This window comes from Bartonella harrusi, from assembly GCF_024297065.1.
Taxonomy (GTDB): Bacteria; Pseudomonadota; Alphaproteobacteria; order Rhizobiales; family Rhizobiaceae; genus Bartonella; species Bartonella harrusi.
This window is the reverse complement of sequence record NZ_CP101114.1, coordinates 762,665-776,631: the sequence shown is the minus strand read 5'-3', so window position 1 is coordinate 776,631 and position 13,967 is coordinate 762,665. Positions and strand designations below refer to the sequence as shown.

Annotated in this window: 14 protein-coding genes and 1 tRNA gene; 9 read left to right on the top strand and 6 right to left on the bottom strand. The window is 37.1% G+C overall.

Features of this window, described 5'->3' with window-relative positions; all coding sequences use genetic code 11:
* Window positions 1-38: 38 nt before the first annotated feature.
* The 3 genes from NMK50_RS03510 to NMK50_RS03500 all read right to left on the bottom strand — a co-directional run bounded on the left by NMK50_RS03510 (window position 39) and on the right by NMK50_RS03500 (window position 2,427).
* Window positions 39-115 (bottom strand) — tRNA-Pro (locus NMK50_RS03510).
* A gap of 414 nt (window positions 116-529) precedes the next feature.
* Window positions 530-1,219 carry a DnaA regulatory inactivator HdaA gene (gene hdaA, locus NMK50_RS03505; RefSeq protein WP_254770900.1) on the bottom strand — a complete coding sequence of 230 codons (690 nt, stop codon included), beginning with the start codon at window positions 1,217-1,219 and terminating at the stop codon, window positions 530-532.
* Window positions 1,216-2,427 carry an AI-2E family transporter gene (locus tag NMK50_RS03500; RefSeq protein ID WP_254770899.1) on the bottom strand — a complete coding sequence of 404 codons (1,212 nt, stop codon included), beginning with the start codon at window positions 2,425-2,427 and terminating at the stop codon, window positions 1,216-1,218. Before NMK50_RS03500 ends, hdaA begins: the two co-directional genes overlap by 4 nt.
* A 169-nt stretch (window positions 2,428-2,596) precedes the next feature.
* Here NMK50_RS03500 and purM point away from each other — a divergent pair, with 169 nt between their 5' ends.
* Both purM and purN read left to right on the top strand, forming a co-directional pair.
* The gene (gene purM / locus NMK50_RS03495) at window positions 2,597-3,682 is read left to right on the top strand and encodes a phosphoribosylformylglycinamidine cyclo-ligase (protein ID WP_254770898.1); all 1,086 of its coding nucleotides are present in this window, start codon (window positions 2,597-2,599) and stop codon (window positions 3,680-3,682) included.
* Complete coding sequence (purN, locus tag NMK50_RS03490) at window positions 3,679-4,290, top strand: phosphoribosylglycinamide formyltransferase (RefSeq protein ID WP_254770897.1); 612 nt, start codon at window positions 3,679-3,681, stop codon at window positions 4,288-4,290. The genes purM and purN overlap by 4 nt, the downstream gene beginning before the upstream one ends.
* A gap of 270 nt (window positions 4,291-4,560) precedes the next feature.
* On the opposite strand, the gene NMK50_RS03485 is transcribed toward purN, so the two are convergent.
* Window positions 4,561-7,104: an ATP-binding protein gene (locus tag NMK50_RS03485; protein ID WP_254770896.1), complete on the bottom strand. Its 2,544-nt coding sequence runs from the start codon at window positions 7,102-7,104 to the stop codon at window positions 4,561-4,563.
* A 209-nt stretch (window positions 7,105-7,313) separates the two neighbouring features.
* On the opposite strand from NMK50_RS03485, the gene NMK50_RS03480 reads away from it, so the two are divergent.
* The gene (locus NMK50_RS03480; RefSeq protein ID WP_254770895.1) at window positions 7,314-7,832 is read left to right on the top strand and encodes a flagellar biosynthetic protein FliO; all 519 of its coding nucleotides are present in this window, start codon (window positions 7,314-7,316) and stop codon (window positions 7,830-7,832) included.
* A 48-nt stretch (window positions 7,833-7,880) separates the two neighbouring features.
* Here the strand turns inward: NMK50_RS03480 and dksA are convergent, their stop codons facing one another.
* Together dksA and NMK50_RS03470 are read right to left on the bottom strand one after the other, a co-directional pair.
* The gene (gene dksA, locus NMK50_RS03475) at window positions 7,881-8,297 is read right to left on the bottom strand and encodes an RNA polymerase-binding protein DksA (protein WP_254770894.1); all 417 of its coding nucleotides are present in this window, start codon (window positions 8,295-8,297) and stop codon (window positions 7,881-7,883) included.
* Between the two features lie 332 nt (window positions 8,298-8,629).
* Window positions 8,630-9,163, bottom strand: a complete 534-nt coding sequence (locus NMK50_RS03470) for a flavin reductase (RefSeq protein ID WP_254770893.1) — start codon at window positions 9,161-9,163, stop codon at window positions 8,630-8,632.
* A gap of 145 nt (window positions 9,164-9,308) precedes the next feature.
* Between NMK50_RS03470 and rpe the strand changes: the two genes are divergently transcribed.
* From rpe to purQ, 6 genes are all read left to right on the top strand, one after another.
* On the top strand, window positions 9,309-9,983 hold the full coding sequence (rpe, locus tag NMK50_RS03465) for a ribulose-phosphate 3-epimerase (RefSeq protein ID WP_254770892.1): 675 nt from the start codon (window positions 9,309-9,311) through the stop codon (window positions 9,981-9,983).
* Window positions 9,984-9,993: 10 nt separating this feature from the next.
* Window positions 9,994-11,298: an adenylosuccinate lyase gene (gene purB / locus NMK50_RS03460; RefSeq protein ID WP_254770891.1), complete on the top strand. Its 1,305-nt coding sequence runs from the start codon at window positions 9,994-9,996 to the stop codon at window positions 11,296-11,298.
* A gap of 77 nt (window positions 11,299-11,375) precedes the next feature.
* The gene (locus NMK50_RS03455; protein WP_254770890.1) at window positions 11,376-11,924 is read left to right on the top strand and encodes an RBBP9/YdeN family alpha/beta hydrolase; all 549 of its coding nucleotides are present in this window, start codon (window positions 11,376-11,378) and stop codon (window positions 11,922-11,924) included.
* A 172-nt stretch (window positions 11,925-12,096) separates the two neighbouring features.
* Window positions 12,097-12,861 (top strand): phosphoribosylaminoimidazolesuccinocarboxamide synthase, encoded by a 765-nt coding sequence (purC, locus tag NMK50_RS03450; protein WP_254771172.1) that lies wholly within the window; start codon window positions 12,097-12,099, stop codon window positions 12,859-12,861.
* An 80-nt stretch (window positions 12,862-12,941) separates the two neighbouring features.
* Window positions 12,942-13,181 (top strand): phosphoribosylformylglycinamidine synthase subunit PurS, encoded by a 240-nt coding sequence (purS, locus tag NMK50_RS03445; protein ID WP_254770889.1) that lies wholly within the window; start codon window positions 12,942-12,944, stop codon window positions 13,179-13,181.
* Between the two features lie 13 nt (window positions 13,182-13,194).
* Window positions 13,195-13,866, top strand: coding sequence for a phosphoribosylformylglycinamidine synthase subunit PurQ (purQ, locus tag NMK50_RS03440; RefSeq protein ID WP_254770888.1), 672 nt, complete (start codon window positions 13,195-13,197; stop codon window positions 13,864-13,866).
* The last annotated feature ends 101 nt before the right edge of the window (window positions 13,867-13,967 follow it).

Below are 13,967 nucleotides of genomic sequence, written 5' to 3'. Positions count from 1 at the left end.
GCACCCAATTGGGCCATTTTTTCATATAACATCAAACATGGTCGGAGCGATAGGATTCGAACCTACGACCCCCTGATCCCAAATCAGGTGCGCTACCAAGCTGCGCTACGCTCCGCCATCTACATTGATCCAATGCATATTTCCTAAAATCTTAATAACAGAAGTGCAAGAGAAAAACACATTTTTATTTAATTTTATTGCTTTTCTTTACAGGAAAAATGACTTTTAAAAAAAATTTCTGCAAAAGAACACATTGATTACAGAAAAAAGAAAAGAGGATTCACAAGAGAAAGAATTGACCCATGTCAACAAACAATGCACTTATCCATAATTCTTCAAATAATGCATATTAAACACATGATAAAAATACACCCTGGAAAAAAATAAATGAAAACACGTGTTTCTTTACCCTCGATAAATGTTTAAAAGGCTGAGAACTGAAATCATGGCACTGTCTGTCTTCACACTATAACAACCAAGAGAACACAAGCACTTTTTCTTGAATAATCTGAACCATGATAAAAAGCGTTTACTGTATTTGCATGTTAAGAACTTCACCAATAACAGCACGCGTTATTTTACTTTTTCTCTGTAATGCTAACCGATCAACAGAATCGATTACACGTTTCAATGCAAATAAAGAACGTTCACAACGCCTTACAAGATAGTAAACAGCATCTGGATGAACAATAATCTGTTTATCAGAAAAAAGTTTAAAAGCAACAGCTGTTAACAATGCATCATCAGGCTGATTAATGGTCACTAACATAACCGAATTAAGGCGACTTTTTAGATCTTTTAACTTTAAATCCCACAAAGAAGGAACTGTACGTGCTGTTATCAACAAAGTAGCGCGACAAGCATCAAGATTTGCTTGCTTAATGCTATTAATTAAGTGAAAAAGTCCTGTCTCACTGATTTCACCTGCATCAATATCCTCAATTAAAAAAGATCTTCCTGAAGAAGCCACTACAACAGCCTGATCAATTTCATTACAGGGAACAATGAAGGCTTCAGCTTTTTGTGCCCATACACGAGAAAAATGGGTTTTTCCAGATCCTTCCTTTCCAACCAACACTGCGATAGGTAAGATCCAGTTTGGCCAATGATCAATAAGTTGAAAAGCCATACGATTGCTTTCCGTCACCACTAAATCATCAAATTGAAAAGCTGAATTATAAGAAAAGTTTAAGGGTAATTGCGTTTCACTCCCATTCATTCTAGTGACTCCGAGTTTCCATTTCGCGAATATAACTGAGAATTAAGGTAAGTATGAAGAGCAAAACGAACTAAAACACCAACAGCCGCTGCCGCAGGAACAGCAACAAGCATACCCGTGAATCCAAAAAGTGAAGAAAACGCAAAAAGTGCAAACATCAACCATACAGGATGTAGTCCTACTGATGACCCTACAAGTTTTGGTTGAAGAATGTAACCTTCAATAAATTGGCCAATTAAAAAGAGAACAACAACAACGATAATCCATCCCCAATTATCCGGATAAAACTGAACCCATGCAACACCAACTGAAAGTAAAAAACCACTCATTGTACCAATATAAGGGACAAAACTGATAAGGCCAATAAACATACCAATTAAAAGACCAAAATTGAGTCCTGTAATCGTCAGACCAATAGCGTAATATCCTCCTAATATTAAACAGACTGTTCCCTGTCCCCGAACAAATCCAGCAATAGCTCGATCTATTTCATGAAAAATACTACGAACAGTTTCAAGATGATCTCGCGGTATCAACGAATCAACAGTTGCAACCATACGCGGCCAATCTAATAACATATAAAATGTCACCACAGGAGCGACCACAAAGAGACTAACGAGATTAACGATGGACTTTCCTGACTTCAAAAGTGAATTTAAAAGAGAGGTAATAAAATCAGAACTTTTTCCCAAAAGCCCTTTAATATTACTCTGTAATTCATTTGGATCACTGCCAAAATAGCGTCTAACCCAATCAAAATCATGTTCAACAAAAAAAGTTTGAATACGATTCACATAAACAGGCAAACCGTCACTCATAAATTGCTGTATTTGCCAAGTGATAATAGGAATTAAAATGATTAAAGCAGCAACAAAAAAAACAATGATAAACAAGGTAATAAGAATAGTGCCAAAAACACGACGAATACCAATTTTTTCAAGCAATTGTACAATAGGATTCAGAAAATAAGCCAACACAATACCTGCTACGAAAGGAAGCAAAATAGACCCAAAAACAAACATAAAAAGAATGAAAAAGATCAACGTACCAAGCCAGAAAAAAACTTGTTTTTTTATATTATTCGGTAGCGGCATTTGAGTATAAGCTGGCACATAAGTCTTATAACGATCATGGGATACACTCTTACTAACTTTCTTTTTCATTAGCTGCCAAGAAGAATGTCCATGATTATCTGATATCTTGCTCATAAAATATCCTAAAAAACTCTTCACAAAAATTATAAACTTCTTCAACATAGGTCTTAAGCAGAGTTGCTTATTTTCTCTTAAATGGTAAATAATCAATATCTCTTGCAGAGATAACTCTATCATGGCATTGCATAACGTCAAAACCTGATTTTTCATAAGGAAGGCTCCAATGAGCAATCAAGAAATCATAAATGATGAATCCAAATGTGAACTTACCTACGCAAAGGCCGGTGTAAACATCGATATGGGTAATGCCATGGTAGAAAAAATTAAACCCTTCATACGCTCAACAAAGCGACCAGGAGCTGATGCTGAAATTGGTGGCTTTGGGGGCCTCTTTGATTTAAAAGCAGCGGGCTTCACAGATCCCATTCTCGTAGCCGCCAATGATGGTGTGGGAACAAAGTTAAAAATTGCCATTGAAATAGGTGTTGATGATACTGTAGGTATTGATCTCGTCGCTATGTGTGTCAATGATCTCCTCGTGCAAGGTGCTGAACCTCTCTTTTTTCTCGATTATTTTGCAACTGGTAAACTTAATCCTGATCAGGGGGCCGCAATTGTTTCCGGTATTGCGGAAGGGTGTAAACAAGCAGGCGCTGCTCTCATTGGCGGAGAAACTGCAGAAATGCCGGGGATGTATGCAGAAGGAGACTATGATTTAGCAGGTTTTGCTGTAGGAGCATGCGAACGGAACGCATTACTTCCTTCAAAAGACCTTAGAGAAGGCGATATCATCTTAGGCCTCAGCGCATCTGGAGTTCATTCCAACGGCTTTTCTCTCATAAGACGAATCACTCAACAAAGTAATCTAAAATGGGAATCGCCAGCCCCTTTTAATCCTCAAAGCAGCCTTGGTACAGCATTGCTTACACCAACACGCATTTATGTAAAAGCGCTTCTTCCTATCATGCAAAATGATATGGGAATAAAAGCTCTTGCTCATATTACAGGGGGAGGATTTCCCGAAAATATTCCACGGATACTTCCTTCTTCTCTGTGTGCTGAAATTAATCTTTCTGCCATTAATGTTCCACCTGTCTTTTCATGGATTGCAAAACAAGGAAAAATAGAAGAAACAGAGATGCTACGTACATTTAATTGCGGCATTGGCATGATTGTTATTGTAGCACAACATAAAGTTGAAAAAGTGACACAAGCACTTAAAATGCAAGGAGAAACCGTCACCCTTCTTGGCATTTTGAAAAAACATCAATATAAAAGAATACTCTACGAAGGTAGACTTCACTTATGAAAAAACAGATTGTAGTTTTTATTTCTGGCAACGGGTCCAATATGGTTGCCCTTGCCGATGCCTGCAAACAACAGGAATATCCTGCGGAAATCGTTGCGGTTATTTGTGACAGTCCTCATGCTGCTGGTATTGAAAAGGCGCATCATAATGGCTTGTCTGTTCATGTTATTGATCGCAAAAGTTATCCGACAAAGGAAGCACATGAAGAATCTATCTTGATGGTCTTAGCCCAATATCAACCGGATCTGCTTTGCTTTGCTGGTTATATGCGTCTTATCTCACAACATTTCGTAAAACTTTATGAAGGACGAATTTTAAACATTCATCCTTCTCTTTTACCTTCATTTAAAGGTTTAAATACGCATGAAAGAGTTTTACAAGCAGGCGTTAAAATCACTGGTTGCACTGTTCACCTTGTTACAGAAGACATGGATGCAGGAAAGATTCTTGCTCAAGCAGCCGTTCCAGTCTGTCCAAATGATACCCCTGACAGCTTAACCCAAAGAGTTCTTAAAGTGGAACATAAACTCTATTCCGCGGCTCTAAAAGCTTTCATCGAAGGAAACGACACAATGCTAGATCCTCAACAACAGCTTTTGTCCTTTTGATTATATCAAACAGCACCTTTCAGGATTGCATTTAGAATTTATCTCAACATCCTCTATGACAACGTTTTTAAATAACAGAATTTGCTGTCCTAACAAATCTTTCATAAGAACCTATAAGCTTTTTTTAAATTTCTTATATTCAATTTCCACAATACCTTTACTGATTTTCTTTACGCATTTTATACATTGTTTTTGTTTATCCTTTTAAGACAGTCTGACTTTTTGTCTCAAAAATCTTAAAATAAAGCACTTCTCTATTAAATAATTTTTTTATTGTTCAAGTGTTTCTTTCACTGTTATCGCTAACTGTTTGAGTGTAAAGGGTTTAGACAAGAAGCCAAAAACAGCATCTTGTGGAAGATTTTTAGTAAAAGCGTCTCTCGCATACCCAGAAACGAAAATAAATTTAATATCAGGATATTTATTACGCGACTCTTTGAGCAAAGTAGGACCATCCATTTCTGGCATGACAACATCGGAAACAATAATATCAACAGCGCCTTTATTTTCTTCAAGAACAGCAAGTGCTTCCACCCCGCTTGCTGCTTCCAAAACAGTATACCCTCTCATTTGAAGGGCTCTTACACCACCTATTCTGACAGAATCTTCATCTTCAACCAATAAAACAGTCGCAGATCCTGTTAAATCTGTATTTTTTTCTTGCTCTTCCACTTTTTCATTCTGCGAGGGGATTTCATCACGGATATCAGGAATATAACGAGGAAGAAAGATATGAAATGTTGCCCCTTCGCCTTCTTGGCTCTCACAGTAAATAGAACCACCTGTCTGTTTGATAATTCCATAAACCATCGATAAACCAAGTCCTGTTCCTTTTCCAACTTCTTTTGTTGTAAAAAATGGTTCAAACATTTTTTCTTGTGCAGCAGCTGAGATACCAGTTCCTGTATCTGAAATAGTTAATTGCACATACTCACCAATTCCAAAACCAACATGATCAAATTCCGCACTCTGTTGCTTTGTGATATTTTTTGTTGCAATTGTAACAACACCTCCATCTGGCATGGCATCCCGTGCATTAATGACTAAATTCATAATAACACGCTGGAAAGACCCTTGATCGATTTCAACACTCCACAAATCTCTGCCATGAACAATTTTCAATTGAATATTATTGCCTAAAAGAGGCAAAATGAGATTGCGCATATCTGATAAAAAATCTGTAAAATCAACCTTTTCAGGGCGAAGCGTTTGCTTTCTAGAAAAAGCCAATAATTGCTGTACAAGTGCAGCAGCGCGATTGGCATTATTTTTGATATTGATAAGATCAGCATGAGCTGGATCAGAACTACGATGTGTATTTAAAAGCAGATCGCATGACATCAAAATTGCTGTTAACACATTATTAAAATCATGCGCAATGCCGCCAGCCAATTGCCCAACAGCCTGCATTTTCTGACTTTGCACCATTTTATCTTCAAGTGTTTTTTGTTCTGTTGTTTCTATAACAGAGAGAATAGCAAAATCTCTTAAGACATCATCATCATATAACTTTACAGACATAATATGGAGACGCACATGACGTTCTTCATTATTTTTTAAAACGGTTTCTATCGAAGTTGTATAATTTTTATTTGTCGTAGTTTTTTGCAATGCACGTTCTAACTGCGCATGATCACGATGAGAGATGACATCATAAAAATTAAACGTTTTGCCCATACATCCCATAAGGGATGAAAAGGCATTATTCATATGAAGGGATTGTCCTGTCTGATCGACCATAGCTATCGCAAAGGGACTCCCATCAAAATACTCTAACAATGCACTGGGTAATTTTAATTGATCATCATTTTCTCTCTTTTGTATTTGTTGTGGGATTATTACAATACGATAAATAGCTTCATTCTCTGAGAGAGAAGAAGCACAGATAAAACAATTCAATGTTTTCTTCTCAGCAGCCTCTGAATTTAAACATAACGAAAACATATAAGGCAAGGAGTAACCTAAACTTTGATATTTGTTGCTTTGCAAACAAATATCACTCCATGTGCTATGAGCGCCAACGCTCTTTAAAAATTGATCAAAACGATATTGACCAACAGTAAAATTTGCCAAATCAATGGAAAACCATTCAGCAAAAACCGCATTTGCATAAAGAATCACCCCTTGTGTATTAACGGATAAAAAACCAACAGGAGCTTGATCTAAGTGATTGATAGCTTCTTGAAGGTTTGAGAAAAAAACTTCACGATATTCCTGTAGATGCGAAATATCAACAATGCGCCAAAATAACAGCTTTTTCCCACGTTTTGTGATTGGTTGAACAGAGATATTATACCAAAATATTTTTTTATCTGTAGAATGGGTAAAAATCGACTGCTCTACTCTTAATTCTTCCTGTGCGGCAAGATGACTGCATGCCGCAACCTTTAAACGATACGAAAGTGCGCCAGCTCCTGGAAGATCAGCAATAACCACATAACAAGAGGTTTGAGGCTTATAAGTAAGAATTTTCCGATAACATTGATTAGAATAATGAACAAAACCTGACAAATCAGAGACAATGATTGCATCATCAGTGTTATTAAAGATACTAAGATCAAGTTCATCGTACCACTGCGCTGCATTATATTTTAACACCCCAATCCCACACAAAACAAGCGCAACAACCCCTATAACAGCTAAAGTCAAAAAAGAGACTAATCCAGCTTTTTGTAAATAACTCTGCGGATAAAAAAAATTTAAAATTCCTATAATAAATAGAAAAACTATTATAAAAACAATACAGAGAATCACGCCTCTTCGATATAGAGAAAAAGACGACGATCTCTCGCTCTTTTCAAAACCTTTATCCATCTTCACTTTGCCTTGATTATAGCCGTTTTTTATGCCACAAACTCCCTTTATAATCATTTTTATGAAGCGTATATCAATATATATCTTTCTAAAGAAAATCACTCAATGTTAAAAGTCTCTCTTCCTATATCAAAAGTGAACCTTTTGAAGGTATATTTACAAACATCTCAATAGAAAATATTATTTCATTCTCAAATGGGAGAAGTTTTATGTATGTCTGGTTATCAAGCCAAATAGGCGCATCCACCGCTAACGTAACTATAAGCTTTATATTTTTCATAATAACAATCACAGCTATTGCTACAATCATCCTCTTTTTACGCCGTTTAAAAAGAGGAAAATCCATGTTCAACAGAAAAAAGTCCCTATCGCGATTAACACTTTGCGAGACAATTGCCATAGACCGCACACGTCGCCTTGTTTTGATCCGTTGTGATGATAAAGAGCATTTACTTCTTATTGGCGGATTAACAGATATTGTTGTAGAATCCAATATCACCAATACGTCTATCATACAAAGAAGCGAAACACAGCCAACCTTAATAACAACAGGAACCAATTCTCCTCTCAATCTTAGCGAAGAAAAATCCTTTTCCGTAAAAAAAGAACAGATGAAGGAGGAAAACTCCAATCCTTTTACGAATCAAAACGTAGAAGACTCAGCAATTACCGCCGAAATTGAAGGACGACAAGAACCCTCTTTGTTTATCCCTCCCCTTAAAAAATAAAATACATAAATTTTACCACTCTGTATTTATCTATCACCCTCATCAACTCTAATCATCACGATAAACTTTTTCCCGTCGCTCATGGCGTTCTTGTGCTTCTAACGATAAAAATGCAATTGGTCGCGCCTCAAGACGTTTTATACTGATGGGTTCACCCGTTTCCTCACAAAAACCGTAAGTTCCATTATCTATACGCTCCAAAGCAGCATCTATTTTTGAAATAAGCTTTCTCTGACGGTCACGAGCACGTAATTCAATTGTGCGATCCGTTTCGCAAGATGCTCTATCAGTCAAATCAGGCTGACCAACATTCTCCTCCTGAAAATTTTCTAAAGTTTCACGCGCCTCTCTTAATATATCATTCTTCCAAGAAACCAATTTAGCACGAAAATATGCCTTTTGCCGTTCATTCATAAAAGGCTCATCTTCACTAGGGCGATATTGATCACCAACCTCTTCGCTCATGCCATAAAAACCTCCGTATATGGTATGTGCGGTCTATATATTGTGCAACAACGATCAACACAAGAGTAAAATGCCTTTTTATAACAACCGATAAATAGGTTTAAAGCCATCATAATGAAAATCTGTAGCCACTTTTTGTATAACACACACTCTCTTGTCATAACTCTAGGTCAAGATATTTCTACCCTTTTCTTGTAACAAACACCTATAAGCCTATAAATAGAAGAAAACGCAGACATTCAACATCATGTAAAACAATCCTCCCTATTGATTAAGCTCAGCTTCAAATGTATCAACAACAAATCATCTTAATATGCAAAAAATAAAAATCCCTACAAAAGAAGAGTATGATATTCACGATTTAAATACATCAAAGCGTCTTTTTCTTGACTGCGATTGATAGCAACAACTTCACCAATCAAAACACTATGGGTTGCATGTTCATGCCAACAAATCAAACGACAATCAAAAGATGCTAAAGCATCTAAGAGACTAGGAGCACCAGTCTGTAAAGTCCCCCATTGCTCTATATCAAAATATTCATTTTGTGTGGAGCTACAACGCCTAGAAAAGGCATCTGCTAATAAACGATGTTTCCCTGACAAACTATTAACACAAAAAATTCCATTCTCTACAAATAACTGATTCTTAGGATTATGCCGCCTAAGGCAAACAAGGAGCGTTGGGGGATCATCAGATAAAGAACAACATGCTGAAACAGTTACCCCTCGCCTTCCCTTAAGACCATCGGTTGTCACAATATGCACAGCACCTGCGAAATGGCTCATAGCATCCCGATATTCTTGCGAAGAAACAGTAATATTATGTTGAATTTCAGACATTAAATGTGTTGTATGATTTGACATATCCTTCACTTATACAGCTTTAAAATTTCAAATGCTCTTTGTTATAAAAAGATCTATTACACATATTTTTCTTCCATGTCATAACATAAAAGTTATTTTAGTATACGAAACTACATGATAAAGAGAGCCAATCGAGGAGACATTAATGCCCCATTCTCATCTCATTTCACCTTCACTTTTAGCTTCTGATTTTTCCAAACTTGGACAGGAAATAGTGGACGTTGTTGAAGCTGGTGCAGATTGGCTCCATCTTGATATCATGGATGGCCACTTTGTTCCTAATATCACTTTTGGTCCTGATGTCGTCAAAGCACTCCGTCCATTAACCAAAGCAATCTTTGATGTTCATTTGATGATTGAACCCATAGATTTTTATCTTGAAGCTTTTGCAAAAGCGGGTGCAGATATTATAACCATTCACGCTGAAGCAAGTCCCCATCTTCATCGTTTATTACAAATAATCAAAAAAAGTGGGAAAAAAGCAGGCATTGCGATTAATCCAAGCACACCAGAATATATCCTTGAATATTTGCTTGATCATTTAGATCTTATTCTCATCATGACCGTCAATCCTGGTTTTGGCGGGCAAAGTTTCATTCCAACAATGCAAGATAAAATCAAACGTGTCAAAAACATGATTGCTCACAGACCTATTGATATTGAAGTTGATGGTGGTATCACCGTTGATACAATCGGGATTGCTGCAAAAGCTGGTGCAAATGTATTTGTTGCTGGCTCTGCAATTTATAAAAATGGCAGTAAAGAACTTTATAAAACACGTATTAATGCATTGCGCCAAGCAGCAACTCTCTCACAATAAGGAAAAAATCATGATAACGCGTTACTCTCGTCCTGAAATGGTCGCAATTTGGTCGCCTCAAACAAAATATCGTATTTGGTTTGAAATTGAAGCACATGCCTGTGATGCCTTAGCTGAACTAGGAATTATTCCAAAAGAAGCAGCAAAGATCATTTGGAAAAAAGGAACAGCAGCAGAATTTGACGTCAATCGCATTAATGAAATTGAGGCAATTACAAAACATGATGTGATAGCATTTTTAACACATCTCGCTGAATTTATTGGACCAGAAGCACGTTTTATTCATCAGGGGATGACCTCATCCGATGTTCTAGATACAACGCTTAATATTCAATTGATGCGCGCCAGTGATCTTTTGCTAAAAGACATAGATCTACTTCTTGAAGCGCTAAAAAAACGTGCTTTTGAACATAAAGAAACAATTACCATTGGACGGAGTCATGGTATTCATGCCGAACCGACAACATTTGGAGTAAAATTCGCCCTTGCCTACGCTGAATTTTTTCGATGTCGCAAACGTCTTCTTACCGCACGAGAAGAAATTTCTACCTGTGCTATTTCAGGAGCTGTAGGAACGTTTGCTAATATTGACCCACGCGTTGAAGAACATGTAGCAAAAGCACTGGGAATGCGTGCTGAACCGATTTCTACCCAAGTAATACCACGCGATCGTCACGCCATGTTTTTTGCCACACTTGGTGTTATTGCTTCCTCTATTGAAAGATTAGCGATAGAAATACGCCATCTACAACGAACAGAAGTTCTTGAAGCAGAAGAACACTTCTTACCTGGACAAAAAGGCTCATCTGCTATGCCGCACAAACGTAATCCAGTCTTAACAGAAAATTTAACGGGATTAGCACGTATGGTACGTGCCTTTACAATCCCAGCAATGGAAAATGTCGCACTTTGGCATGAACGTGATATTTCTCATTCATCTGTTGAGCGTTATATTGGCCCTGATGCAACCATTACACTTGATTTTGCTCTTGACAGACTCACATCTGTCATTGAAAATTTAATTATCTATCCAGAAAATATGCAAAAAAATCTCAATAAGTTTCGAGGACTTGTTCATTCACAACGCGTACTTTTAGCTCTCACGCAAGCTGGAATCAGTCGTGAAGATTCTTATCAAATTGTCCAACGAAATGCGATGAAGGTTTGGGAACAAGGAAAAGATTTTTTAGAAGAGTTGCTCAACGACAAAGAGGTAACAAAGGCTTTAAGTGAAGCAGAAATCCGCGAAAAATTTGACCTTTCCTACCACACAAAACATATCAATACAATTTTTAAACGCGTTTTTGGAAAATAACGAAATTCTTCTACAAGAAACCAGCATCTTATTTTTCATCTATGATACAAAACCTGTTGTAATGAAAGAAACAATTTATGAAAGCAAATCAACTCGATATTCTTATTGTTCCTGGTTACAAAGGATCTTGTCCTGATCATTGGCAAACACGATGGGAAAAAAAACTATCTACAGCTCGCCGTGTTAAACAAAAGCATTGGTCAAAACCTATTTATGAAGAATGGGTCAATGAAGTTAAAAGTGCCATTGCACAAGCTCAAAAACCCATTATGATTATTGCTCACTCCTTAGGTGTTCCGACAGCTCTTCATGCAATACAACAAAACGCAGAAAAAATTTGTGGCGCCTTTTTGGTTGCACCTCCAGATGTAACGAATGAAAAAATACGCCCCAAACATTTAATGACATTTGGTCCTTACCATTGCAAAAAGTTATCTTTCCCTTCTGTCGTTATAGCTAGCCGAAATGATGAGTTTTGTCACTTCTCAGTAGCAGAAAAACTTGCCAATGATTGGGGGGCACTGTTTATTGATGCGGGACAATCAGGCCATATTAATGCAAAATCTGGGCATGGACCTTGGCCTGAAGGACTTATGGTTCTTTCCCATTTCCTCGCAAAAATCTGATTCAAGGGAAATAAATATTCTCATTGTCTCTATGCAGTTTCATTTCCTTTTGCTAAAGTCTCCATGAAAAAAATGACAAGAAATGCTATAGCAATCATTGAGAATTTCTACCAATTAGGATAGTCTTAGTTATCAATGCTATTAAAACCTCTCAAATAAATAGAGAATCATGATGAATCGTCGCCACCGTATTTATGAAGGCAAGGCTAAAATTTTATATGAAGGACCTGAACCAGGAACCTATATTCAATTTTTTAAAGATGATGCAACGGCCTTTAATGCAAAAAAACATGAAATTATCGATGGCAAAGGGGTTTTAAATAACCGCATTTCGGAACATATCTTTAGCCATCTTAGTCGTTTGGGTATTCCAACACATTTTATCAAGCGTATAAATATGCGCGAACAGCTTATTAAAGCTGTTGAAATTATCCCTTTGGAGGTTGTTGTTCGTAATGTTGCCGCTGGCTCCCTTGCTAAACGTTTGGGGTTAGAAGAAGGAACGGCTCTGCCACAATCTATTATCGAATTTTATTATAAGAATGATTCTCTTGACGATCCAATGGTGACGGAGGAACATATCACGGCATTTGGTTGGGCTGTTCCACAAGAGATAGAAGACATTATGCAACTTTCGATTCGTATTAATGATTTTCTTTCTGGACTTTTTGCCGGCGTTAATATTCAACTTATTGATTTTAAAATGGAATTTGGCCGCTTATGGGAAGATGAAGCAATGCGCATTGTTCTTGCTGATGAAATCTCACCTGATTCTGCTCGGTTATGGGACATGCAAACACAAGAAAAAATGGATAAAGATCGTTTTCGGCGTGATATGGGGGGGCTTATTAATGCTTATCAAGAAGTTGCAAAACGCCTTGGTATCATCAATGAAAATGAGCCTCCACGACCAAGTGGTCCAGTTTTGGTAAAATAAACAACAAGGTGACGTTATGTTACCTTATCATCAGTAAAGACATCTCTTGAAAGAGAGATTTTGTAAACAGGAAATAAGAAATGAAAGCACGCGTTACAGTTACTTTAAAAAACAGCGTCCTTGATCCACAAGGAGAAGCAATTGTCGGTGCTTTAAAAAGTTTAGATTTCAAAGACATTCATTCCATTCGCCAAGGAAAGATTTTTGATATCGTGCTTGATGATCAGCCTTCTGAAGCTGCAAAGCAAAAACTTGAAAAGATGTGTGAAGAGTTACTGGCAAATATTGTCGTTGAAAATTATACTATAGAACTTCTTTAAGTGGGGACTCTTCATGAAAACGGCCATCATTCAGTTACCTGGACTCAATCGTGATCGAGATATGGTTGCTGCATTACATCATATAACAGGAACTGAGCCATTTAAGGTTTGGCAAACGGATACGACAATTCCAAACGTCGATGTCATCGTTATCCCTGGCGGTTTTTCTTACGGAGACTATTTAAGGTGTGGAGCTATTGGTGCACGAACACCGGTTTTACAAGCTGTTCGTGAGAAAGCAGAAAAAGGTGTTACAGTAATCGGCATATGTAATGGATTTCAAATTTTGTTGGAAGCTGGATTGTTGCCTGGTACTTTAATGCGTAACGCTTCATTAAAATTTGTTTGTCGTGAAATAAAGCTTGAAGTAGCAAATGCCAAGACAAGATTCTCTCGTCTCTATTCGACAGGACAGATCATTCGCTGTCCTGTTGCACATCACGATGGAAATTATTTTGTTGACAATGAAACCTTAAAAAAAATCGAAGACAATGGACAAGTTGTTTTTCGCTATGCAGAAAAAACAAACCCTAATGGTTCAATTCACGATATTGCCGGTATCATCAATAAAGCTGGTAATATTCTTGGTATGATGCCTCATCCTGAAAACTTCATTGAACCTGCACATGGTGGTACGGATGGCCGTTTACTTTTTCAAAGTGCTTTAGAATTAGCAAATGGATGACGATAAAAAGTAGGGTATTTTTTCATTGTTTTAAAGTCAAAAATTTGAGCATCTCCTACACAAAGTAAATGTCTCAATCAAACATTTTATGGATAAAATAG

What these genes read in the sequence shown, in the direction of transcription:
- hdaA (WP_254770900.1), bottom strand. Translation starts at nt 1,219, where the DNA reads ATGAATGGGAGTGAAACGCAATTACCCTTAAACTTTTCTTATAATTCA.
- NMK50_RS03500 (WP_254770899.1), bottom strand. Translation starts at nt 2,427, where the DNA reads ATGAGCAAGATATCAGATAATCATGGACATTCTTCTTGGCAGCTAATG.
- purM (WP_254770898.1), top strand. Translation starts at nt 2,597, where the DNA reads ATGAGCAATCAAGAAATCATAAATGATGAATCCAAATGTGAACTTACC.
- purN (WP_254770897.1), top strand. Translation starts at nt 3,679, where the DNA reads ATGAAAAAACAGATTGTAGTTTTTATTTCTGGCAACGGGTCCAATATG.
- NMK50_RS03485 (WP_254770896.1), bottom strand. Translation starts at nt 7,104, where the DNA reads ATGGATAAAGGTTTTGAAAAGAGCGAGAGATCGTCGTCTTTTTCTCTA.
- NMK50_RS03480 (WP_254770895.1), top strand. Translation starts at nt 7,314, where the DNA reads ATGTATGTCTGGTTATCAAGCCAAATAGGCGCATCCACCGCTAACGTA.
- dksA (WP_254770894.1), bottom strand. Translation starts at nt 8,297, where the DNA reads ATGAGCGAAGAGGTTGGTGATCAATATCGCCCTAGTGAAGATGAGCCT.
- NMK50_RS03470 (WP_254770893.1), bottom strand. Translation starts at nt 9,163, where the DNA reads ATGTCAAATCATACAACACATTTAATGTCTGAAATTCAACATAATATT.
- rpe (WP_254770892.1), top strand. Translation starts at nt 9,309, where the DNA reads ATGCCCCATTCTCATCTCATTTCACCTTCACTTTTAGCTTCTGATTTT.
- purB (WP_254770891.1), top strand. Translation starts at nt 9,994, where the DNA reads ATGATAACGCGTTACTCTCGTCCTGAAATGGTCGCAATTTGGTCGCCT.
- NMK50_RS03455 (WP_254770890.1), top strand. Translation starts at nt 11,376, where the DNA reads ATGAAAGCAAATCAACTCGATATTCTTATTGTTCCTGGTTACAAAGGA.
- purC (WP_254771172.1), top strand. Translation starts at nt 12,097, where the DNA reads ATGAATCGTCGCCACCGTATTTATGAAGGCAAGGCTAAAATTTTATAT.
- purS (WP_254770889.1), top strand. Translation starts at nt 12,942, where the DNA reads ATGAAAGCACGCGTTACAGTTACTTTAAAAAACAGCGTCCTTGATCCA.
- purQ (WP_254770888.1), top strand. Translation starts at nt 13,195, where the DNA reads ATGAAAACGGCCATCATTCAGTTACCTGGACTCAATCGTGATCGAGAT.